General features: G+C 72.7%; 23 protein-coding genes. 9 read left to right on the forward strand and 14 right to left on the reverse strand.

Annotation, left to right across the window (positions count from 1 at the left end; all coding sequences use genetic code 11):
• Positions 1–31: 31 nt before the first annotated feature.
• From KO717_RS35430 to KO717_RS35470, 9 genes are all read right to left on the reverse strand, one after another.
• Positions 32–1,198 carry a carboxylate-amine ligase gene (locus KO717_RS35430; RefSeq protein ID WP_301373766.1) on the reverse strand — a complete coding sequence of 389 codons (1,167 nt, stop codon included), beginning with the start codon at positions 1,196–1,198 and terminating at the stop codon, positions 32–34.
• A 198-nt stretch (positions 1,199–1,396) separates the two neighbouring features.
• Complete coding sequence (locus KO717_RS35435; protein WP_301373767.1) at positions 1,397–2,431, reverse strand: iron-containing redox enzyme family protein; 1,035 nt, start codon at positions 2,429–2,431, stop codon at positions 1,397–1,399.
• The gene (locus tag KO717_RS35440; protein ID WP_301373769.1) at positions 2,428–2,694 is read right to left on the reverse strand and encodes a CDGSH iron-sulfur domain-containing protein; all 267 of its coding nucleotides are present in this window, start codon (positions 2,692–2,694) and stop codon (positions 2,428–2,430) included. The genes KO717_RS35435 and KO717_RS35440 overlap by 4 nt, the downstream gene beginning before the upstream one ends.
• Positions 2,678–3,319 carry a HemK2/MTQ2 family protein methyltransferase gene (locus KO717_RS35445; RefSeq protein ID WP_301374947.1) on the reverse strand — a complete coding sequence of 214 codons (642 nt, stop codon included), beginning with the start codon at positions 3,317–3,319 and terminating at the stop codon, positions 2,678–2,680. Before KO717_RS35445 ends, KO717_RS35440 begins: the two co-directional genes overlap by 17 nt.
• A 197-nt stretch (positions 3,320–3,516) precedes the next feature.
• Positions 3,517–3,783, reverse strand: coding sequence for a DUF4235 domain-containing protein (locus tag KO717_RS35450; protein ID WP_301374949.1), 267 nt, complete (start codon positions 3,781–3,783; stop codon positions 3,517–3,519).
• A complete protein-coding gene (locus KO717_RS35455) occupies positions 3,783–4,157 on the reverse strand; it encodes a DUF3618 domain-containing protein (RefSeq protein WP_301373771.1) in 375 nt (124 codons plus the stop codon). The genes KO717_RS35450 and KO717_RS35455 overlap by 1 nt, the downstream gene beginning before the upstream one ends.
• Positions 4,154–4,567, reverse strand: coding sequence for a phage holin family protein (locus KO717_RS35460; RefSeq protein ID WP_301373773.1), 414 nt, complete (start codon positions 4,565–4,567; stop codon positions 4,154–4,156). Before KO717_RS35460 ends, KO717_RS35455 begins: the two co-directional genes overlap by 4 nt.
• Positions 4,568–4,973: 406 nt before the next feature.
• Complete coding sequence (locus KO717_RS35465; protein ID WP_301373775.1) at positions 4,974–5,501, reverse strand: DUF5133 domain-containing protein; 528 nt, start codon at positions 5,499–5,501, stop codon at positions 4,974–4,976.
• A gap of 29 nt (positions 5,502–5,530) precedes the next feature.
• Entirely contained in the window at positions 5,531–5,884 is a 354-nt protein-coding gene (locus tag KO717_RS35470) for an STAS domain-containing protein (RefSeq protein WP_301373777.1), read from the reverse strand.
• A 126-nt stretch (positions 5,885–6,010) separates the two neighbouring features.
• On the opposite strand from KO717_RS35470, the gene KO717_RS35475 reads away from it, so the two are divergent.
• The 8 genes from KO717_RS35475 to KO717_RS35510 all read left to right on the forward strand — a co-directional run bounded on the left by KO717_RS35475 (position 6,011) and on the right by KO717_RS35510 (position 13,210).
• The gene (locus tag KO717_RS35475) at positions 6,011–6,349 is read left to right on the forward strand and encodes a helix-turn-helix transcriptional regulator (RefSeq protein ID WP_301373778.1); all 339 of its coding nucleotides are present in this window, start codon (positions 6,011–6,013) and stop codon (positions 6,347–6,349) included.
• Between the two features lie 338 nt (positions 6,350–6,687).
• Positions 6,688–6,963 (forward strand): isoamylase early set domain-containing protein, encoded by a 276-nt coding sequence (locus KO717_RS35480; RefSeq protein ID WP_301373779.1) that lies wholly within the window; start codon positions 6,688–6,690, stop codon positions 6,961–6,963.
• Between the two features lie 192 nt (positions 6,964–7,155).
• Positions 7,156–8,547 carry an MFS transporter gene (locus tag KO717_RS35485; protein ID WP_301373780.1) on the forward strand — a complete coding sequence of 464 codons (1,392 nt, stop codon included), beginning with the start codon at positions 7,156–7,158 and terminating at the stop codon, positions 8,545–8,547.
• Between the two features lie 100 nt (positions 8,548–8,647).
• Positions 8,648–10,639 (forward strand): helix-turn-helix domain-containing protein, encoded by a 1,992-nt coding sequence (locus tag KO717_RS35490; RefSeq protein ID WP_301373781.1) that lies wholly within the window; start codon positions 8,648–8,650, stop codon positions 10,637–10,639.
• Positions 10,640–10,676: 37 nt separating this feature from the next.
• On the forward strand, positions 10,677–11,420 hold the full coding sequence (locus KO717_RS35495; protein ID WP_301373782.1) for an SOS response-associated peptidase: 744 nt from the start codon (positions 10,677–10,679) through the stop codon (positions 11,418–11,420).
• A 169-nt stretch (positions 11,421–11,589) separates the two neighbouring features.
• A complete protein-coding gene (locus KO717_RS35500) occupies positions 11,590–12,018 on the forward strand; it encodes a hypothetical protein (protein ID WP_301373783.1) in 429 nt (142 codons plus the stop codon).
• Complete coding sequence (locus tag KO717_RS35505) at positions 12,015–12,245, forward strand: helix-turn-helix transcriptional regulator (protein WP_301373785.1); 231 nt, start codon at positions 12,015–12,017, stop codon at positions 12,243–12,245. The genes KO717_RS35500 and KO717_RS35505 overlap by 4 nt, the downstream gene beginning before the upstream one ends.
• Positions 12,242–13,210 (forward strand): NAD(P)-dependent alcohol dehydrogenase, encoded by a 969-nt coding sequence (locus tag KO717_RS35510; protein WP_301373787.1) that lies wholly within the window; start codon positions 12,242–12,244, stop codon positions 13,208–13,210. Before KO717_RS35505 ends, KO717_RS35510 begins: the two co-directional genes overlap by 4 nt.
• Here the strand turns inward: KO717_RS35510 and KO717_RS35515 are convergent.
• Entirely contained in the window at positions 13,205–14,092 is an 888-nt protein-coding gene (locus tag KO717_RS35515; RefSeq protein ID WP_437184672.1) for an endonuclease/exonuclease/phosphatase family protein, read from the reverse strand. The two genes, KO717_RS35510 and KO717_RS35515, sit on opposite strands and share 6 nt — an antisense overlap.
• Positions 14,093–14,541: 449 nt before the next feature.
• Between KO717_RS35515 and KO717_RS35520 the strand changes: the two genes are divergently transcribed.
• Entirely contained in the window at positions 14,542–14,793 is a 252-nt protein-coding gene (locus KO717_RS35520; RefSeq protein ID WP_301373789.1) for a hypothetical protein, read from the forward strand.
• Positions 14,794–14,906: 113 nt separating this feature from the next.
• On the opposite strand, the gene KO717_RS35525 is transcribed toward KO717_RS35520, so the two are convergent.
• From KO717_RS35525 to sigJ, 4 genes are all read right to left on the reverse strand, one after another.
• Positions 14,907–15,542 carry a hypothetical protein gene (locus tag KO717_RS35525; protein WP_301373791.1) on the reverse strand — a complete coding sequence of 212 codons (636 nt, stop codon included), beginning with the start codon at positions 15,540–15,542 and terminating at the stop codon, positions 14,907–14,909.
• Positions 15,543–15,657: 115 nt separating this feature from the next.
• Positions 15,658–17,727, reverse strand: coding sequence for an RICIN domain-containing protein (locus KO717_RS35530; RefSeq protein WP_301373793.1), 2,070 nt, complete (start codon positions 17,725–17,727; stop codon positions 15,658–15,660).
• A 470-nt stretch (positions 17,728–18,197) separates the two neighbouring features.
• On the reverse strand, positions 18,198–19,403 hold the full coding sequence (locus tag KO717_RS35535; protein ID WP_301373795.1) for an NAD(P)/FAD-dependent oxidoreductase: 1,206 nt from the start codon (positions 19,401–19,403) through the stop codon (positions 18,198–18,200).
• 105 nt (positions 19,404–19,508) lie between these two features.
• Positions 19,509–20,402: an RNA polymerase sigma factor SigJ gene (gene sigJ, locus KO717_RS35540; protein WP_301373797.1), complete on the reverse strand. Its 894-nt coding sequence runs from the start codon at positions 20,400–20,402 to the stop codon at positions 19,509–19,511.
• Positions 20,403–20,605 lie beyond the last annotated feature (203 nt).

The following is a 20,605-nucleotide window of genomic DNA, read 5'->3' on the forward strand; positions in this document are numbered from 1 at the left end:
CGCTCCGGTCCGGTCCGGTCCGCGCGCCGCGTCAGCCGGCGGCGGTGGTGCGGACCAGATCGCCCACCACGTCACCAAGGCGCCCCCGCCGCAGGTACGCGGCGCGCTGGCGGGCGGCCCCGCCTCCGGATCTCCGCACCCGGTGGAACAGCTCCTCCGCGAGTTCGAGGTCTCCCGTGGCTGCCAGCCCGGGCGCGGCGCGGGCAAGGAGCCGCTCCGTCAGGGTCAGGGCCGGTACGTACTCCCCTCGCGCGGGGTCGAGGCCTTCGCCCGCCAGCCCGTGCCGGGCGGCGAGCCGGTGGGCGGCGTGCAGGCACCCGGCGGGCAGGTCGGGCGGCGGGCGCCCGTCCCCGATCTCGAGCAGCAGTCCGGTGGCCAGGCCCCGTACCAGGGCGGTGAGGAGCAGTACCACGTCGAGGTCGGCGTTCACGTCGCAGACCCGGATCTCCAGCGTCGGTACGTGCTCGGAGGGGCGCGCGTACCAGTAGATCATCCGGCGGTCCAGCAGGGTGCCGGTCTTCACCAGGTGGTCCGCGAGGCGCTCGTAGCCGACTTCGTCGAGGAGGGGTGCGGGCCCCACGCCGGGCCAGCGCGCGTGTTCCACGGACCTGCGGCTCGCCCATCCGCTGTCCCTCCCGAGGGAGAAGGGAGAGTTGGCGGCGAGGGCCTGAAATACAGGCAGCCAGGGACGCATGTGGCCGGCCAGCGCGAGGGCCTGGCCGCGCCCCTCCACCCCGACGTGGATGTGGCAGCCGCACACCATCCCGTCGTACGAACCGATCAGGGAGGGCCAGCGGGCGGCCATCCGCCCGTAACGCTCTCCCGGGGTCACGGTCGGCGGACTCCCCGGTGGGATCGCGGGAGTGCCGGTGGCCACCAGCAGACAACCCTCACCGGCCGCCACTTCCCCCAGCACCTTGCGCAGCAGAGACAGTTCCGACCTCACCTCGGTCAGTACCGTCGCGGGCCTGGTGCACACCTCGACCTGCGAGCTGAAGAATTCTGCCTGGACCTGCTCGCCCAGGACCGCACTCGCGGCTCTCACCACGTGGGGACCACGGGCCGCAGGGCGTCCCGTCAGCCGGTCCACGAGCACGAATTCCTCCTCCACCCCCACCGTCGGACCGTGCCTGCCCTGCGGCAGCGCCGTCCGTGCACGATCCATGCCGTAGACCGGGGCGATCAGCATCGAGGACATGAAGAAGCCCTTCGTCGAACGGGCCGAAGCCGACCGCGACCGGCTCCCCTCAGTACCTCGCTCCTACCCCGCCGCCCGGCGGCCAGTCGGCGGCGGAGTGACACTTTCTCCGCCGTCGAGGAGGGGCGGAAGATCCTGTCCGGACGGATCGCGGGCCCTCGTCCACCTCGGCCACGCCGATGCTCGCCCGGCATGCCCTCACGGCCCCGGCAAGGGGGAACGCAAAGCGCTGCGTCCCTGGTCCCAGGCCGTGCGGAGGTGCGCCGCGAGACGGTCCTCCAGCACGACGGTCGCCGCGCATCCGAACGCGATGTCCGCCTCGAGGTCCGGTTCGTCGGCCAGCAGCCCTCCGATCACCTCGTGGCGTACCACCTGTTCGTGGACGGCGTCGGCTTCGACGTGCTCCGCGTAGAAGTGTTCGGCCGAAGGTCCCGCTCCGCAGCGCCGCATGGCCTTGGCCAGGCGCCTGGAGCCGGGCGACGAGGTGACCTCGACACAGGCGAAGTGGCCGACGAGTGCGCCGCGCAGGGCGCGGTGGAGCCCGAAGAGGGACATCAGGTTCACGGTCGCGAGCAACGGCGCCGGCGCGCGGTCCAGGTAGCGGCCGTAGGCGGGATCCAGCCCCAGGTCGGCCATGAGGTCCGCGAAGAGCCGCGCGTGGATGCGGTCGGCGCGGCCGGCGCCGAACTCGTCGTACTCGATGGCGGCCATGGCGGCCTTGGCCCGTCCGGTGAGCCGCGGGATGACCCAGGCGTGCGGGTCGGCCTCCTTGAGGTGGTAGAGGGAGCGCAGGGCCGCGTACTCGCGCAGCTGCCAGAGCTCGCCCTCGGTCTCCAGGTGGTGACTGAGACTGCCGGAAAGGTCCACGGGCTCGACGAGAAGCGGGGCGAAGGCTTCCTCGACCGTTCGGGGTGGGTCGGGCAGCTCGGTGCGCAGGGCGTGCAGGATGCGGGTCTCCATCGCCTGGCGCAGCCGCAGCAGCTCCGGGTCCCATTCGCGCGCGTCGTCCACGCCGTCGAAGCCGCGGTAGTGCAGCTCGTACAGGAGGTAGAGGGCGAGCTGGAGGTCCTCACCCCAGGGGTCCGCCCTGAGCACCGACCCCGTGGTGTACACCGGCGGGCCGCCGGATCGCAGGGCCCGCGTCACGGCGCGGGACAGTTCGCCCCGCCCTTCGACCAGACGGGGGCCGACGGCCGGCGCCGCTGTGCTCAGGCTCAGGCTGGGAGGGGTCATCGGGGGTTCCTGTCCTCGGGAGGCGGGCCGCCCCGCTCACGCGAGCGGTGGCTGGTGTCGCACCAGGGGTACGTACGGCTGCGGCGACAGGTGCACACCGCGACCATGAAGCGGTCGGACCGGGCGACCGTACCGTCGTCCAGGACGATCTCGACCGGCCCCTCGACCAGGACCGGACCCTGCGGGTCCACCGATACCCGGCGGGCCGACGCCCGTACGCGGGCCGGGACCGGGGCGGGGGAGCTGTCAGAGGGACCGGGCACGGATGATCACCAGCTCTTCCCACTCGTCGGTTTCCGCCGCCAGACCCCGCCGCTCCAGCCAGGCCCGCCGCGATCGCAGTACGGGGCCCCACGGCACCGAGGCACGCGCCGCGACCTCCGCTGCCAGCCCCACCCCGGCCAGGCGGTCGAGGGTCTCCCCGGTGCGGCACATCGCCGAGTGCACCATGAGCAGGACGCCCCCGGGACGCAGCAGGGAGGGGGCTCGGGCGCAGATCCGGTCGATGACCCCGCGCCCGTCGGGGCAGGCGTCCCAGGCCCGCTCCGGTCCGCGCGACGGCAGCCGGACCCCCGGGGCGGGTACGTACGGCGGATTGGCGATCACCAGGTCGTACCGGCACCCCGCGGTGCGCGCCGCGAAGTCACCGTGCAGGACGCGCAGCGGCAGCCGTCGGCACAAGGAGTTCAGCCGCGCCGTGACCACGGCGGGCCAGGAGACATCGACCGCGGTGACCCGGGCTCCCCTGCCCGCGGCGTGCAGTGCCAGCGCCCCGGTGCCCGTACCGATCTCCAGCGCGTCGGTCTGCGGCCCGAGTTCCTCCTGGGCGAGCGCCTCCGCGAGGAGGAGGGTGTCCGCCTGCGGCTGGTAGACGCCCGGCAAGGCCATCAGGGTGAAGGGCAGCGGGGGCAAGGACAGGGCCGTACTGGGCACCGCGCACCTCCAGGTGGGAATGCGGCCCGCGGAGCGGACCACGGAAATCGACCGACATCCTGCGACTGCCCTCGACAACGCGGCCGACCCACATGACGTCGACCTTCAGAGGATCGGACGAATACCGCGGGCGGCAGGTGCGGCCGTGCGGGTCAGCCCGGCCAGGTGCCCGTCATACGACGCGTGGCCACGGCGCCGGAGCGGTCGACCGCCGCCTTGACCACGGCGAAGATCGCGCCCTGGATGGCGGCCGCGATGAGGATCTGCCGCCAGGAGCGGTCTTCGTCCGTGGCGCTCGGAGCGTCGTCCTCGCCCTCGACGATCTTCCAGACCTGCTTGAACGCGGCCCCCGCGATCAAGCCACCGACGGCACCCAGGGCCAGACCGACCGGCTTGTAGGCCACCTTCGACGCCTTCATCATCGTCCCCGGCTGCGCCGCACCAGCAGGAGGAGGACGACCAGCGAAGCGCCGGCCACGAGCAGCGGCTTGCGATGGGCTCGTGCCGTCCTCGCGGCCCGGGCCGCCTTGTCGAGCACCGGATCGGGTGTCGTGTCCCTCACCAGCTGTGCGGTGTGCCGGGTCCGCACACGGATCCGGTCGGCGACCACGGCCGTCTTCTCGGCGGCCTGTTCCTTCACGGCGGCTGTCTTCTCCTTCGCCTGTGCCTTGATGTCGGCCTTGTACGCCAGCGCCTCGATGGTCTGCCCGAGTTCGTCGCGGGTGCGCTCGACCTGCTCGCGCAGCTCGTCAGGGGTGGGCGTGCCGATATTCGTTCGAGGTTCGTCGGTCATCGGTGCACCTTCTCCTTGATCTCGGCCAGATCGGCCCTGACGCTGTCCATGGTCCGTTCCGGTACGGGTGCGCCGGCCTCCGCGATCTGCTTCTTCCCAGCCATGGCGGTCGCTGCGGCAAGCACCGCCAACGCCGCCGCGACGATCAGCGCCGATGCCCAGACCGGGACCGTCGACGCGAGAGCTGCGATGCAGGCTGCTGTCAGGGCCTGAGCTGCCAGGATTCCGATCAGGCCCGCCGCGCCGAAAAGTCCTCCGCCCTTGCCGAAGCGTTTGCCCTTCTGGGTCATTTCTGCGCGGGCCAGCTGCATCTCCTCGCGGACCAGCCCCGAAATCTGCTGGGAGGCGCGCGAGACCAGCACACTCACGGATTCATCGGAGCTGTGGATCTGCCGCTCTTTCGTGCTCATGCGGAGTCTCCCCTTCACGATGCGCATGCTGTTGTCGTGACGCGCCTACCCGGTAAACGAAGGAGCACCCGCACCACGAGCGGAAGCTTCCGCGCACACCGCCCGCAAGCGCAGAACAGCCCCCTGCGGACCCCTGCATCGCAGCGCGGCCGGCCATCGCCTCGTTGCACAGCTGCTCCTTGGTGGGGCCCTGCGCACCGCCGTTCCTTGCCGGCGCGCTCCACACGAGCCGCGTCGGCGGGCGGCCCGGTGCCGGGGCCCGTCCGGGACGGGACTCCCGGCGGCCGGCCGTGCTCGTCCACGGCCCGCTCCCTCATCGGGGAGCAGTTTCGGGCGCGGGTCTTGTTTCTCGGCGCTCATGATCGACGGTCTCTCGGTCGTCGACGGGCGGGGCCGGGGGCGTGAGTCAGCTCGCGGCGTACTGGACGGCGTCATGCAGGGCCTCGGGGGCGCAGGGTTGGCCCATGAGGATGCAGAGCGTGAACAGGGAGTCCTCGAAGGAGCGGCGTGCCTCCGGGTCCACGGGTGCGGCGCTCAGGCGCAGGCGGCTCTCGAAGAACCGGCCGAGGGCCTTCTCGGTGTCCTCCCGCAGGGGCAGCAGGTACGGACCCGACGTCGAGGACGGTACGGGGTCCGGGGTGCGGGCCGTGCGGACGGCCTGGCGCAGCGCCCGCTCGGCACGGGCGGGAACGGGTACGCCGCGGGCGGAATCGATCGTCGCGGCGGCCAGGACGGTCTCGGGCAGGCCGGCTCCCGCGGCCGCGGCGGACAGGATGCGCTCGGCCTCGCGGGCCGTGGCCGGGGTCGTCGCCATCAGCGTGCCCACTGCCACCGCCCGCGGGACTGCCCGATCGGAGGGCACGTGGGTGGCGGCTGTCTCGGGGGTGCGGTGGCGGACTTCGTGGATGTCGGCGAGGGGGACGGACGCCGTCATGGGGATCACCTGCTTTCGGGCGCACGCCTTCACGTGAGGAGGGAGCGGGTGTCGGTGAGGTTCAGGAGCCGCTCCACCCGGCGACCGGCCGCCGTGATGTGCAGGCCGCGTCCAGCTCGCAGGGCCGCGTGGCGGGCGGTCAGGAGGGTGTTGAGGCCGGCACAGTCGCAGAAGGTCACCCGCTCCAGGTCCAGGAGCAGGGTCGCGCGCTGGGAGACGAGGGCGGCCAGGAGGGCCCGGCGGAGAAACATGGCGTTGTCGAAGTCGATCTCGCCGCTCACCACGACCTGGACCGTCCCGGGCCGCGGGCCGGGTGTCACCCCGATCTCCAGGCCGGCCGCTGTCGAGGGACAGGTCCGGTGGTCGGACACGATGGCGGTCATGGCTGCCTCCCCATACGCTCTGGGGCTGTTTCTGCTTCTACCAGCATGGTCGGCACTCACCCGACATGCGTCAAGAAATACGCGAAAAACGGGACGTATATACAAATAATGGTGCAAGCTGGAGGTATGGGTGATGAAGGCCTTCCCCACGGGTCATGGACGTTCCTGACCAGCCACGCCCGTGTCCTGCTCGCCCTCGCACGCGACCCCGGAGTGCGCCTGCGGGAGGTCGCCGAGACCTGCGTGCTCACCGAGCGGACCGTCCAGGCGATCGTCGCGGACCTGGAGCAGGAGGGATACCTCACCCGGGTACGCCACGGGCGCCGCAACCACTACCGCATCAGCCCCGGAGCGAAGTTCCGCCACCCCGCCGAGGCGGGCCGCGACATCGCGGGGCTCCTCGCCCTCTTCGCCGACGACCCGCCGACGACCCGGACACCACGGGCCGAGTCCCGGCGGACGTGACCACACCGCCTACGTCCGGGGCCGGCGGACCTTCCGGCAGCGGCCACGGCCGGGAGGGCGCATCCCCCAACCGGCCTACACTCCCCGCCTCATGGCGAGCGGTGCGGCTCCGCGCATGGCACGGTGGAGGGCGAAGAGAGGTCCACGCACGCGGGGCCCGGCCTGTCGACGAAGCCACCCCGGCCGGGCCCCGCCACCTATGCCGGGATACCCCTCAACCCCTCGCCCGCGGCGCGCCCGGGAGCCCTTCCCGCCCGGTTCACGCTGCCGGTCGGGCCCGTCGCGCGGCGCGCGAGGGCACCGGTCAGCCCCCGACCCCGTCACCACCGGAGGCCACCATGCTCGAACGCAAGCGACTCCAGGGCCGTACCCAGGTCACCTTCGTCCTGCCCGAGGGCACCCCGCAGGGACCGGTCAGCGTGGTCGGGGACTTCAACCACTGGAACCCCGCCGCCCACCCCTTCGAACCCCGAGGCGACGGCACCCGCAGGGCCGAGGTCTCCCTCCCCGCGAACAGCGGCCACTCGTTCCGTTACCTCGCGGCCGGCGACTACTGGTTCGACGACGAACAGGCCGACCACCACGACGGCACCAACAACCGGATCCACACCTGATGTTGCGCACGACGGTCGGCCCCGGCACGACGGGGCCTCCGGGAGCCCGTGCCGTGCCTACGCCTGTGGTGTGGTGGGCGGGCACACAGAGGGGTGCCCGAATGTGATGGTCCGCCACATACGCGGCCGACCTGCGGGCTTCTACGGTGTGGCGACACGGATCGTCCCCGCAGACCCCCGGAAGTGGTGCCCATGACCTCCCCCGCAACGGCCGTACCGGCACCGGCCGGCATACGGAGAATCGTCGCCGCCAGCCTCATCGGGACCACCATCGAGTGGTACGACTTCTTCCTCTACGGCTCGGCCGCCGCACTGGTCTTCAACGAGCTGTTCTTTCCCGGCAGCGAGCCCCTGGTCGGTACCCTCCTCGCCTTCCTGACCTATGCGATCGGCTTCGCGGCCCGCCCGCTGGGTGGGCTGGTCTTCGGCCACTACGGGGACAAGATCGGCCGCAAGCAGCTCCTCGTCCTCAGCCTGCTCCTCATGGGCGGGGCCACCTTCGCCATGGGCCTGCTGCCCACCCACGCGAGCATCGGGGTCGGCGCCCCGATCCTCCTCACGCTCCTGCGCCTGATCCAGGGGTTCGCGCTCGGCGGCGAGTGGGGCGGGGCGGTGCTGCTCGTCTCCGAGCACGGGGACGACAAGAGCCGCGGCTTCTGGGCCTCCTGGCCGCAGGCCGGCGCGCCCGGAGGCAATCTGCTGGCCACCGGGGTACTCGCCGTCCTGGCCGCCGTACAGTCCGACGCGGCCTTCCTCGCCTGGGGCTGGCGGATCCCGTTCCTGCTCTCCGGGGTGCTGGTCATGATCGGCCTGTGGATCCGGATGTCCGTCTCGGAGTCCCCGGTCTTCCTGGAGGCGCAGGCCAGGGCCGCGGAGCGGGCCGCCGCCGGGGCCAAGGCCAAGCCGCCCGTGGCCGAGGTGTTCCGTACGAACTGGCGCGGGGTCCTGACCGCGATCGGCACCCGCCTCGGCGAGAACATCTCGTACTACGTCATCACCGCCTTCCTCCTCGTCTACGTCACCAGCCACCTCGGGCTGCCCAAGAGCGACGGCCTGAACGCCGTACTCATCGGCTCCGCCGTCCACTTCGCGGCCATCCCGGCCTGGGGCGCGCTGTCCGACCGCATCGGGCGCCGCGCCGTCACCCTCTTCGGCTCGGTGGGCATGATCGGCTGGGCGTTCGCGTTCTTCGCGCTGCTGGACTCCAAGTCCTTCCCGGTGATCGCCGCGGCCGTGACCGTCGGACTGCTCCTGCACGGTGCGATGTACGGACCGCAGGCGGCCTTCATCTCCGAGATGTTCGACACCGAGGTCCGCTACTCCGGCGCCTCGATGGGGTCCCAGCTGGCCTCCATCATCGGCGGCGCCCTCGCACCGATCATCGCCGTGGCCCTGCTGCGCGACTACGGCTCGTCCCTGCCCGTCTCCGTCTATCTCGCCACGGCGGCGGCGGTCACCACGCTGACCGTCCTGGTGGCCAAGGAGACCCGCGGGCGTAGCCTGGCCCGGGAACACACCCCGGTACGCGCACCGGTCCCGGCCGCCCGCCGGGCCGGGCACGACCCGTTGCCCGCCGACAACTGACCTTCCGGGCCTTCCCGGCCTTGCGGACCTGCCGAGCGCGGGCGGCACCGGATCGAACGGTGCCGCCCCCGTCCGCGTCGAGCACCACGGAGAGCACCCGATGCCCACCACCCAAGACAGCGGGAGCACCGGCACCGGCACCGGCACCGGTGCGCTGCAACGGCTGCGCAACCTCCTGGACCTGCTGGACCAGGGCGCACCCGCCGAGGCGTTCCAGGACGGTGGACTCCCCGGCGCGGAAGCCGGCCCGCAGGCGGCCGCGGACGCGGTGGTGATCGCGGACGCGACCCGCGTCGCGCTCCGCATCCGCCGCACCCTCAGCCAGCACCGCCGCCGCGAGGCCGAACTCGCCGCCCTCTTCGACACCGCCGGCGACCTCGCCCGGCTCAGGGAACCGGACGCCGTGCTGAAGGCGATCGTCCACCGGGCCAAGCTGCTCCTCGGCACGGACGTGACCTACCTGTCCCTCAACGACGAGGAGGCGGGCGACACCTACATGCGGGTGACGGACGGCTCGGTCTCCGCGGCCTTCCAGCGCGTGCGCCTCGGGATGGGGGAGGGGCTGGGCGGACTGGTCGCGAAGACGTCCCGCCCGTACTCCACCGGCGACTACCGCGAGGACCGGCGCTTCAGGCACACCACGACGATCGACAGCGCCGTCGCCGAGGAAGGACTGCGGGCCATCCTCGGCGTGCCGCTGCGCCTGGGTACCCGGGTGATCGGCGTCCTCTACGCGGCCGACCGCACCGCCCGTACCTTCACGCCCGACGAGGTCGCCCTGCTGTCCTCCCTGGCCGACCACGCCGCCATCGCCATCGACGGCGCCCGCCTGCTGGACGAGACGCGTACCGCACTGGTCGACCTCAACGCGGCCTCGCGGACCATCGAGGCACACAGCGAGGCCATGCGCCGGGCGGAGGAGGCCCACGACCGGCTCACCGACCTGGTGCTGCGCGGCGGCGACGTCACCGATGTGGCCACCGCCATCGGCGCCGTCCTGCAGGGCGGCACCCTCGTCCACGACGCCGAGGGGGCCGAGCTCGCCCGGGCGGGCACCGACCCGCGGCCCCCGTCCGCCGAGGCCGTCGCCGCCTCGCGGGCCGGCGGGCGCGCCGTATTCGTCCACGGAACCTGGGTGTGCGCGGTCCTCGCCGGGCAGGAACTGCTCGGCAGCATCGCCCTGACCGGCCGCGCCGACCTCGGCGACGCCGACCGCCGCCTCTTCGAGCGCGCCAGCCTGGTCACCGCCCTGCTGCTGCTCCTGCGCCGTTCGGTCGCCGAGACCGAGGACCGGATACGGGGCGAACTCCTGGGCGACCTGCTCACCCGGGCCGCCGACCCGGCCGGACTGTCGGCGCGGGCCCGCCGGCTCGGTATGAACCTGGGCCACCCGCACGCGGTGTTCGTCCTGCACACCGGGGCCGTGCCCCGGCCCCGGCTGCTGGCGGCCGCCGCCCGCATCGCCCAGGCCCGCAAGGGACTCGCCGGAGTGCACCAAGAGGATGTCGTCCTGGTCTGCCCCGCCGAGGCTCCCGCCCCCGGACCGGGCCCCGCCCCCGGACCAGGCCCCGGACCGGGCCTCGCCGCCGCGAGCCTCGCGAACGAGCTGCGCCAGGTCCTCGCCGGTCCCGTCACCGTCGGAGCGGCCGGTCCGGTCACCGGTCCCGCGGAGTTCACCGGCGCCTACGCCGAAGCCCGCCGCTGCCGGACCGCGCTGCGCGCCCTGGGCCGCGAAGGCACCGGCGCCGCCCTCCACGACCTGGGCTTCCTCGGCGTACTGCTCGGCGATCAGACGGATCTGGGCGGCTACGTACGGCAGACCCTGGGCCCCGTGCTCGCGTACGACGCGAAGCGCGGTACCGACCTCACCCACACCCTGCGGGCCTACTTCGACGCGGGCGCGAGCCAGTCCCGGGCCGCCGAGGCCCTCCACGTGCACGTCAACACCGTCGTGCAGCGCCTGGACCGCATCGGCAGCCTGCTCGGCCGTGACTGGCAGCGCCCGGAGCGGGCGCTGGAGCTCCAACTCGCGCTGCGCATTCATCAGGTGAACCGCCACGACGGCCCCGGCCCGGGCGACTTCGCGGCGTAGCCTGCGCGGACCCGGTCCAGCTGGCAGGGTGGACGGTATGTGCGGCCGTTACGCTTCCACCCGCAGTCCCGAGGACCTGTCCGGCCTCTTCCAGGCCACGCCCCCGGATCCGGGGCACGTGCTGGAGCCGAGCTGGAACGTGGCCCCCACCGATGCCGTGTGGGCGGTGCTGGAGCGCGCCGACCGGGAGAGCGGGGTACTGGAGCGGCAACTGCGTCCCCTGCGGTGGGGGCTGGTGCCCTCGTGGTCGAAGAGCCTGGCCGGCGGCGCGAAGATGATCAATGCGCGGGTGGAGACGGTGCACGAGAAGCCGGCCTACCGGCGCGCCTTCGCCAAGCGCCGGTGCCTGCTGCCCGCCGACGGGTTCTACGAGTGGGAGCCCGTGCCCGCCTCCGGTTCTGTGAAGGCCTACAAGCAGCCGTACTTCATCCGTCCCGAGGACGGCGACGTGATGGCGATGGCCGGGCTGTACGAGTTCTGGCGCGACCCCGCAGTCGCCGCCGACGACGATCCGGCGGCGTGGTGGGCGACCTGCACCATCATCACCACCGAGGCCACCGACGCCGCCGGCCGGGTCCACCCCCGGATGCCGCTCGCACTCGCCCCGGCGGACTACGAGGCCTGGCTCGACCCGTCCCACCAGGACCCGGACGCACTGCGCGCCCTGCTCGCCGCCCCCGCGGGCGGCCGGCTCGACGTCCGCGCCGTGTCGACCGCGGTCAACAGCGTGCGCAACAACGGGCCCGAACTCCTCGAAGCGCCCCCCGCCCCCGGTCGCTGAGGACATCTCCCGCCCCGGGCGCCGGGAAGCAACTCCCGGAACCTGCTCCAGCCGTCGGCCCCGGCCCGTGGTGCGTGACGCGCCGCCTGGAGAGGTAAAGAATTATTGACATGGTGTCCTGATTCCTTGACACTATCGATGTCGGGTTTTCTTTACATGGGGAGTGGTAGTGGCAGTCGAGGAGAAACGTGCGTGGATCATGATCGTGGTGACGGTGGTGTCGTACGGGGCGTATCTGGCCGTCGTTCTGGGGCGGTCCGGGAGTGGGCCCCTGACCCAGCAGCCCTACGCCGCCGCGCTGCTGTGGACGGTCGGCGCGGCGATCGTCGCCTCGATCGCGCTCCACATCACCGTGGCGCTGCTCTCGCCCGAGGACGGCAAGGTCAAGGACCAGCGCGACCGGGAGATCCACCAGTTCGGTGAGCACATCGGCCAGTCGTTCATCGCGATCGGCGCCGTGACCGGGATGATCCTGGCGATGGCCGAGGCGGACCGGTTCTGGATCGCCAACGCGATCTTCCTCGGATTCGTCCTGTCGGCGCTGCTCGCGTCGACCGCGAAGATCGCCTCGTACCGGTCGGGCTTCCACCCGTGGTGAGGCCCACCAGGGTCACCAACAGCATCCGGGCCCTGCGCTTCGCCAACGGCGAGATGACCCAGGCCGAGCTCGCCCGCCGGATCGGCGTGACCCGTCAGACCGTCATCGCCATCGAACAGGGCCGCTACTCGCCCTCCCTGGAGAAGGCGTTCGAGATCGCGCGCGTGTTCGCCGTACCGCTCGACACCGTGTTCCAGTACACCTCCACCGAGGGAGACGACGCATGAAGGCCATCGTCCAGGACGTCTACGGACCGCCCGAGGTCCTGCGCATCGAAGAGACGGACCGGCCGGAGCCGGGCCGGGGCGAGGTCCTCGTACGGGTGCACGCGGCCGGCGTCGACCAGGGGGTCTGGCACCTCATGGCGGGCATGCCCTACGCGGTCCGCGCCGTGTCGGGCCTGCGCAGACCCAGGACGCGCGTCCGCGGCATGGACGTCGCGGGAGTCGTCGAAGCCGTCGGCCCCGAGGTCACCCGCTTCCGGCCGGGCGACGAGGTGTACGGCAACTGCCTCGGGTCGTTCGCCGAGTACGCCCGCGCCAAGGAGAACACCCTCGCGCCCAAGCCGTCCTCCCTCGGCTTCGAACAGGCCGCGGCCGTGCCCGTCTCCGCGTGCACCGCCCTGGGCGCCGTACGGGACAGCGGAAAGGTCGAAGCAGGCCAGAGCGTCCTCGTCCTCGGCGCCTCGGGCGGTGTGGGCAGCTTCGCCGTACAGGTGGCCAAGGCCTACGGCGCCCACGTCACCGGAGTGTGCAGCACCACCAAGACCGACCTGGTCCGCTCCCTCGGCGCCGACGAGGTCCTCGACTACACACAACAGGACCCCGTCGACGGCAGCCGCCGCTACGACGTCATCCTGGACATCGCGGGCAACCGGCCCATCGCCAGGCTGCGCAAGGCCCTCACCCCCCGCGGGACCCTCGTCATCGTCGGCGGGGAAGGCGGCGGCAACTGGATCGGCGGCAACCAGCGGCAGCTGGGCGCGATGCTGCTGTCGCCCTTCGTCGGCCACCGGCTGCGCGCGCACGGCACGCTGGTGCGCCACCGCGACCTCGAAGCCCTCACCGAGCTCATCGAGGCCGGCTCGGTGACCCCCGCCGTCGACCGGACCTACCCGCTGGCCGAGGTACCCGACGCCATCCGCTACCTGCGGGACGGTCAGGTCCGCGGCAAGATCGCCATCCGGCTATGAGGCGTCCAGCCTGATGCGGGCGGCGACCGGCAGGTGATCGCTGCCGGTGGCGGGCAGCGTCCGGACCTCGGCGGCGACCGCCCCGCGGGTCAGGATCTGGTCGATCCGGGCGACCGGCAGGGCTGCGGGCCAGCTGAGGGCGAGCCCCCGCCGCGGCGCGCTCAGCCGGGAGGTCAGCGGGGCGAGGCCACGGTCGTCCACCGTGCTGTTGAGGTCACCCAGCAGGATCACCCGCTCCAGCTTCTCGGCGGCGACGGCCGCGCCCAGCAGCCGCGCGCTCTCGTCCCGCGGGCCGGAGCCGAAACCGCTCGCCCGGAAGCGGATCGAGGGCAGGTGCGCCACGTACACCGCGATCTCACCCCGGGGCGTGCGCACACCGCAGCGCAGGCCGCGGTTCCAGCCCTCTCCGATGCCCTCGGGCCTGATGTCCACGCGGCGGACGCCGGTGAGCGGGTGCCTGGACCAGAGGCCGACCGTGCCCTCGACCGCGTGGTACGGGTACGCGGGCGCCAGCGCCGCCTCGTAGGCGGCCAGCGCGGAGGGCGTCAGCTCCTCCAGGGCCATGAGGTCCGGCGCGGACCCGATCAGGGCGCGCGCGGTGCCCGTGGGGTCCGGATTCTCGTCACTCACATTGTGCTGGAGGACCGTGATGTCGTCCGGGCCACGGTCCGCGGGCAGCAGCAGCCCGCCGAAGAGGCCCACCCACGCGGCCGCGGGCAGCACCACGGCCACCAGCGCGGTGAACGAGCGGCGCACCAGCGCCGGGACGAGCAGGACCGGGACCGCGAGGCCCAGCCAGGGCAGGAACGCCTCCAGCGCACTGCCGAGCCGGCCCACCGCGTTGGGGACCGCGGAGTGGAACACCAGCAGCGCGGCGCTCAGTACGGCGAGCGCCGCGGGAACACGCCCGCGCGTCCAGGGCGTCCGGCCCCGGGCATCGGTGCCCCAGCGCCACCGGGCGGTGCGCCGCGCGCCGCTCCCCGCCACGTCCACCGCCACCGGAGCCCCGCCTGTCTGCCTCGCACCGTCTTCCACCTGGGGTACGACGCACGACCGGGCGGCCGGGTTCCCGCCACGGTCTGTGTGGAAGTGTGATCCCTGCTGGAGCTCGCCGCGCGCGGGGTCCCGGTCGTACCGACCAGGGTCCTCGAACCGGGCGGGCCCTGCGACGCGGCGGACTTCGACGGGCCGCACCACGATCGTCCAGCCCTACCTGCCGCTGGTGGAGGAGGAGGGGGAGCGGGCGCTGATCTTCTTCGGCGGCACCTTCAGCCACGCGATCCGCAAAGAGGCCCTGCTCACGGAGGCGGGGGCTGATCGACAACTTCAGGGTGCCGCACCCCGGTGCCGCCCCCTACCGGCCGTCGGAGGCGGAGCTCCGTACGGCGCGGGCGGCGCTGGCCTCCGTTCCCGCCCCCGGCGACCTCCTGTTCGCCCGGGTGGACCTGGCGTTGAACGGGGCCAGGGAACCCGTGGTCATGGAGCTGGAACTCATCGAGCCGAACCTGTTCCTGCGCATCAACCCGCAGGGGCTGGAGCCCTTCACCGAGGCGGTCGCCGCCGCGGTGGCCACGGGCCGGTAGACACGGCGCAGGGGGTGCCCTGCCGTTCGGGCCGGGCCCGATCGACAAGACACCCCCTGGCGCTCCGGCCCCCCGTGACCGGGGCTTCGGGGAGGGACTGGCCCGGACCCGGGCTAGTTGAGACGGTCGAGCCGCATGCGCCGGCGGCGGCGGAGCAGGAGGCCCACGGCCGCGCCGGCCACGGCGGTCACCGCCACACCCGCCGTCGTCCACCAGACGGCGTACCCCTCGGTGTCGGCGGCCGGTTCCGCGGCCTGCGCCGTGGAGGCGGCCGGTGCCGCGGCGGGGGAGGCCGCCGAGGACGCCGGCGCTGCGGACGACGGGGCGGGAGCCGCCGCGGAGGCGACCGGGGTCGGAGCGACCGGAGCCGGGTCCACCACGGGTACGCCCACTTCGAGTTCGCCGTGCCCCAGGGCCGGGAAGCCCACGTCGACGCTGACCTTCCACGAACCCGGCGGCAGCGCCTCGGCCGTGGTCCAGCCCGCCGGCGCCGCCGCGGGATCGCGCACCAGGCGCCAGGGCCCCATGGTGCGGGAGCCGTCGACGCTGACCGCGTTCACGGTCGCGGCGACGGTCTCGTCCACGGCGTCCCCGTCGTTCTCCCAGGTGACGTCGGCGGTGACGTGACCCTCCCGTTGGCCCGTCACCACCACCTTCACGGTGTCACCGTGGGCATGGGCCGCGGTGGGGAGCAGGAACATGAGGCCGAGTGCGGCCAGGGCGGCCGAGAAAACGATTCGAATGCGCATCGTCGGGGTGCTCCGGTCAAGATGAGGGGTACCGGCGGACGGCCGCTCGGTGCGGCCGTCCGCCGGGGTGGGTTCACGCCGTCAGGGCGTCAGGAATGCTGCGCCATGACGGTGATCAGCCGGACTTCTGCAGGGTCCAGGCCTGCGTCGCGCGGCCGTCCGCACGCTGGAGGTCGAGCAGCCAGTACCCGTAGTAGGGGCGGTTGCTGACGGAGAGGGCGAAGCCGCCGCTCGCGTCCGTCACGGTCACCGCGCCACCTCGGGACGTCAGCTTCCAGGCCTGCGCGCCGTTGCCGTTGCCGCAGGGCTGCTGGGCGACCCACATGCCCGCGGCGGGGGTCCCGCCCGGCTGGAGGCACTTGCCGGAGGCGGCCGACCGGATGCGCACCTGGCCGTTGCCCGCGTCGTCGAAGTACCACTGCTGCTGGGCGTACCCGTTGGTGCGGCCGCCCACGAGGACGGTGCCGTCGGCGGTGCGGCCGCCCCACAGCTCCGCGGCCATGCCGCTGCTGCCGTTTCCGAGCACGTACTTGGCGCCCGGGGTGGTGGTGCCGCCGCCCGCCCCCGTCGTACGGAACGACGCGGCCTTGCCGGGTCCGCTGTCACGGCCGGAGCTGTCGCGGACCGAGACGGTGACCTTGTAGGCGGTGTCGGGCTGCAGGTTGTAGATGCGGAGCACCTGGGACTGGACCCACGTCAGGTGCTTGCCGTTGAGCTGCACCGCGTACCAGGAGGCGCCGTCGACCTTGGGCCAGCTCACGACGACCGAGTCGGACTGGATCTGGCCCGCCGTCACGGCCGGTCCGCCCGAGGGCTTCTTGGTCGGCGTCGGCGAGGGCTTCTTGGTGGGGGTCGGGGAGGGGTTCGGACCCGGGTCCGTGCCGCCGCCGCCGTTGCCCTTCATCAGGAACTGGTTGTCCGCGATGTTCCAGTGCGTGGCCAGGTAGCTTCCGGGCTTCGGACTGGTGTGGAAGTAGTCGTCGTGGTTGCAGTCCAGGATGTTCTCGGACGCCTGGTTGGTGCAGACGTTGCGCATCTGCGGGTAGTACGGGGTGTCCGAGTAGCACATGACGTCGTACTCGTCGGTGCAGTGCGCGCCACGGCTGGTGTTCGGTGCGCTGTTGTTGACCGCGCCCAGGTTGTGTCCGAGTTCGTGCGCGGCGGTGTGACCGCCCCAGCAGCCGGAGTCGGTACGCCCGTAGGAGGGACCGAAGTTGCTCTGGTTGGCCTGGCCGGGCCGCTCGTCGCCCGCGAAGGTGCCGATGCCGCAGTAGACCTGGGTGTCGGCGAAGATCATGTACTTGCGGTCACGACGGTCGAGACCCTTGCCGGCGAGCGCGTTGTTGGTCGCGCTGAACTCGGCGAGGGACGAGGCCGGGAGCTCGATGTTGAGCACGGTGGGGGTGCAGTCGGCGGCCGTCACATAGCGGATGTGACGTACTCCGCCGGTCTCCTTGGCACTCGCCGAGTAGATGAGGTCGGCGTCGGCCGCCCACTTGCGGAACGAGGCGACGTACTCGGAGAAGCGGTCCTTGCCCGGTGCGTGGACGTAGACGACCTGCACGCGGTTGCCGGTGCTGCCGTCGCCGTCGCACTGGACGGTCTGACCGGCGGGGCCTGCGGCGACGTTCTGGCCGCCGGCCGCGGCGCCGGCCGCGGGTTCGGGTGCGGAGGCCTTGGTGGCCGTCGACGCGTCGGCCGCGGGCGCGTCCTGAGGACGCCCGCCGCCTTCCTTGCTCGCCGGGTCATCGGCCGCGGGGCGGGCCGGATCGGCCGCCGGAGCCGTCTCCTTGACGGCGGGCTCGATGTCCTTCGTGATGTCGACGCCCTTGGGCGGGGCGTCGGGGCCGTGCGTGCACAGCCCGGTGTCGGTGCGGTAGACACCCACGCACCGGTCGCCCTTCGGCGCGGCCTGGAGGCCGTCGTAGATCATGCCGTTCGCGGTCTCGTTCGCGGGTGCGGCGGCGATCGGCTCCGGCTCCTGGTCACGGGCCGGTGCGGCGGCCGGTGCTTCGGCGGCGGCCTCCACCACGGGAGCCGCCGCCTGGGCGCCGTCGCCGATTCCGGAGTACGCGATGCCTGCGGCTATCAGCCCCGCCGCTGCGGTGGCGGCGGTGACGAGTATCAACCGCCGGGGTTTGCGGCGGTGGTCGGCGGCGGCAGGCCGTCTGCGACGTCCTGTCATGGGCACCTCAAATCGTTGTCGGAAGACTGGGTGCGCGGAAGCCTGCCAGACGAATGCGGAGGAGAATTCGGACAAACGGGGGCGCGCTCCGAGAAATCATTCCGTTACCTGTCGGTCTGATTTGACGAACACTCAACTCGCAATGAAATGAGGTGAGTTACGCGCGTCGCGTCCCAATGGTCCAGTCCTTTCCGGGCGGGTTGTTATCAAATCGAGATATGAACCGGAGGCTTATTGACGGGAATTCAGTCAGGAATTCACCTAATTGCTACCTGCTGAATTCCCTCGGTCACGACCCGTGAGGTGCGGCGGCCGTGGAGCGCGCCGGAGCGCCGCGGAAGGCGGTTCGGGGCCGGGGAGTTCGTCCGGGGGAGCCCGAAGGGCGCCGCGACCCGGGTGCCGGCGGATCGCGGTCGGCCGTTCGGTGCGCCCCAACTGTCCGGTGCGGGGCGAGAGCGGGCAGGGCGTGGTCAGACCGACCGTGCGGCGGTGGCCGCCGTCCCGCCGAGCTCGGCCCGCAGCCGCCGCCCGCGCTGGTCCCCTCCCGAGACGCGGTGCAAGCCGTACGAACCGGGCCTGCCCGCCTCGTCGGCCAGGTGCTTGACGGTGCCCTTGCAGACGATCTCCTTGACCTTCGCCCCGGTCCGGCCCGCGATGTGGAACCACAGGGCCACGTCGTTCTTGTGGGCGAACTGGAAGATGCCGGCGCGTCGGCCCAGGCTGATGCACTGTCCGGCGAACACCTGGTTCAGGGTCGAGGGCTGCTCGCCGCCGATCCGGCTGAGCACCGTGTCGGCGGCCCGCGCGCCCAGCGGAATCGCGGCCTGGCAGCTCATCCGCAGCGGCAGGTCCGACGGCGCCGCCGAGTCGCCCGCCGCGACGACGCGTACGTCGTCCACGCTCGTCAGCGTCTCGTCCGTGAGCAGGCGGCCCAGGGCGTCCGTGCTCAGCCCGCTGCGCGCGGCCAGGTCCGGCACGCCGAAGCCGGTGGTCCAGATGGTCACCTCGCTCGGCACCTCGCGGCCGTCACCGAGCTCCACCGCATCCCGGGTCACCGCCGTCACCTTGGTCCCGGGGCCGTCGAGCACGGTCACCCCGAGCCTGGCCAGCCGCCCGGCGACCGAGCGGCGGCCCCGGCCGTGCAGGTAGGGGCCGAGGACCCCACCGCAGACCAGGGTCACGCGGCGGCCCTGTTCCGCGAGCTCGGCGGCGGCCTCGATGCCCGTCGGCCCCGCCCCGACCACCGTCACCGCCGCCGTGGGGGCTGCGGCGTCGAGGACCGGCCGAAGCCGCCGCGTCTCCTCCAGGGTGGTGATCGGGTAGGCGAACTCGGCGGCCCCGGGCACACGCGGGTCGGCGCTGCCGCTGCCCACCGCGTAGACGAGGTAGTCGTAGCCGAGCGCGGCGCCGGTCCCGAGCGCCACGCTGCGCGCCGGGGCATCGATCCGCGTCACGGTGTCCACGACCAGCCGGACGCCCTCGGCCAGGACCTCGCGGTACTCGACGACCGCGTCGTCGGTCCCGGCCGCCAGCTGGTGCAGGCGGATCCGCTCGACGAACGTCGCGCGCGGGTTGACCAGGGTCACCGTCACGCCCTCGTGCTGCGTCAGGCGGTTGGCCGCCATGACACCTGCGTATCCGCCGCCGATCACGACCACCTCGGTGTGCTGCGTCATGGTGTCTCTCCTTCTTCTTGACGGGTTCGACATCAAGACACCGCGCCCTCCCGGGTTGTGACAGGGTGTGAGGCGGATCACTCCACGGGTCGGCCTGGTGGCGGCTCAGCCGTCGAGGACGCTCAGGTCGATGCGCGCCAGCCGCTCGGGGTCGGTGAGGATGTCGAGCGCGGTGATCCTGCCGTCCCGGATGGTGAACGCCATGACCGACAGCGCCCGGCCCTGCGCCGTCGCGACCACCCCGGGGACCCCGTTGACCAGCGCCGCATGAGCCGCCTCGGCGAACCGCGCGAAGGTGATCGCCTGGGAGGCGACCTCGGCCGCGCCGCGCCGGAGCAGCGTGGGACGCAGCGTGCCGCCGTCGGAGCGGGCCACCACATCGGGGTCGAGGACCGCGACGAGCGCGTCGAAGTCCCCGCCGCGCGAGGCGGCGAGGAAGGCGTCGACGATGCCGCGCAGGCGGGCCCGGTCGGGGTCCGGAGCGGGCGCCGCGCCCTGGACACGGCGCCGGGCCCGGCTCGCGAGCTGCCGGGTCGTGGCGGCGGAACGCCCGAGCACCGGGGCGATCTCGTCGAAGGGCACGGCGAACAGGTCGTGCAGGACGAAGGCCAGGCGCTCGGCGGGGGCGAGGGTGTCCAGGACGACCATCAGGGCGATGCCGACCGAGTCGGCCAGCAGGATCTGCTGCTCGGGGTCGAGCCCGTCCGCGCGGCTGACGATCGGGTCGGGAAGGCGGACCTGCCCGTCCTGGTCGTGCAGCGGATCCTCGCGCCGCGTGCCGCGCGAGCGCAGCATGTCCAGACACACCCGGCCGACCACGGTGGTCAGCCAGCCGCCCAGGTTCTCCACCGCGGCCGTGTCGGAGCGGTTCAGCTTGAACCAGGCCTCCTGTACGGCGTCCTCCGCCTCGCTGAGCGAGCCCAGCATCCGGTAGGCCACCGCCCGCAGGTGGGAGCGGTGCTCTTCGAAGCGCTGCGCCAGAACTTCCTTCTCGCTCACCCGTCACATCCCCGTGTCCCGATCCGTCAGTACCGAGTCGGACCATAACCCGGACGGGTCAACGGGCGTCGCCCGCACAGGCGTTGGTGGCTGTCCGACGGGACGAAGGTTCCGCCGAGCGCCTTGGCGGGAGTTCCCACGACGGGTGACGTACGGGCCGGGCAGCTCATGTCCTCGTACAGCCGGACGGTGAGGGGGGAGCG

It is taken from the genome of Streptomyces xanthophaeus, assembly GCF_030440515.1.
Classification (GTDB): domain Bacteria; phylum Actinomycetota; class Actinomycetes; order Streptomycetales; family Streptomycetaceae; genus Streptomyces; species Streptomyces kutzneri.

Coding starts and splice junctions, on each gene's coding strand:
- KO717_RS35475 (WP_301373778.1), top strand. CDS start 6,011: ATGGGTGATGAAGGCCTTCCCCACGGGTCATGGACGTTCCTGACCAGC.
- KO717_RS35465 (WP_301373775.1), bottom strand. CDS start 5,501: ATGACGGCGTCCGTCCCCCTCGCCGACATCCACGAAGTCCGCCACCGC.
- KO717_RS35430 (WP_301373766.1), bottom strand. CDS start 1,198: ATGTCCTCGATGCTGATCGCCCCGGTCTACGGCATGGATCGTGCACGG.
- KO717_RS35470 (WP_301373777.1), bottom strand. CDS start 5,884: ATGACCGCCATCGTGTCCGACCACCGGACCTGTCCCTCGACAGCGGCC.
- KO717_RS35480 (WP_301373779.1), top strand. CDS start 6,688: ATGCTCGAACGCAAGCGACTCCAGGGCCGTACCCAGGTCACCTTCGTC.
- KO717_RS35525 (WP_301373791.1), bottom strand. CDS start 15,542: ATGCGCATTCGAATCGTTTTCTCGGCCGCCCTGGCCGCACTCGGCCTC.
- KO717_RS35435 (WP_301373767.1), bottom strand. CDS start 2,431: ATGACCCCTCCCAGCCTGAGCCTGAGCACAGCGGCGCCGGCCGTCGGC.
- KO717_RS35495 (WP_301373782.1), top strand. CDS start 10,677: ATGTGCGGCCGTTACGCTTCCACCCGCAGTCCCGAGGACCTGTCCGGC.
- KO717_RS35535 (WP_301373795.1), bottom strand. CDS start 19,403: ATGACGCAGCACACCGAGGTGGTCGTGATCGGCGGCGGATACGCAGGT.
- KO717_RS35490 (WP_301373781.1), top strand. CDS start 8,648: ATGCCCACCACCCAAGACAGCGGGAGCACCGGCACCGGCACCGGCACC.
- KO717_RS35485 (WP_301373780.1), top strand. CDS start 7,156: ATGACCTCCCCCGCAACGGCCGTACCGGCACCGGCCGGCATACGGAGA.
- KO717_RS35450 (WP_301374949.1), bottom strand. CDS start 3,783: ATGAAGGCGTCGAAGGTGGCCTACAAGCCGGTCGGTCTGGCCCTGGGT.
- KO717_RS35445 (WP_301374947.1), bottom strand. CDS start 3,319: ATGGCCTTGCCGGGCGTCTACCAGCCGCAGGCGGACACCCTCCTCCTC.
- KO717_RS35530 (WP_301373793.1), bottom strand. CDS start 17,727: ATGACAGGACGTCGCAGACGGCCTGCCGCCGCCGACCACCGCCGCAAA.
- KO717_RS35460 (WP_301373773.1), bottom strand. CDS start 4,567: ATGAGCACGAAAGAGCGGCAGATCCACAGCTCCGATGAATCCGTGAGT.
- KO717_RS35455 (WP_301373771.1), bottom strand. CDS start 4,157: ATGACCGACGAACCTCGAACGAATATCGGCACGCCCACCCCTGACGAG.
- KO717_RS35510 (WP_301373787.1), top strand. CDS start 12,242: ATGAAGGCCATCGTCCAGGACGTCTACGGACCGCCCGAGGTCCTGCGC.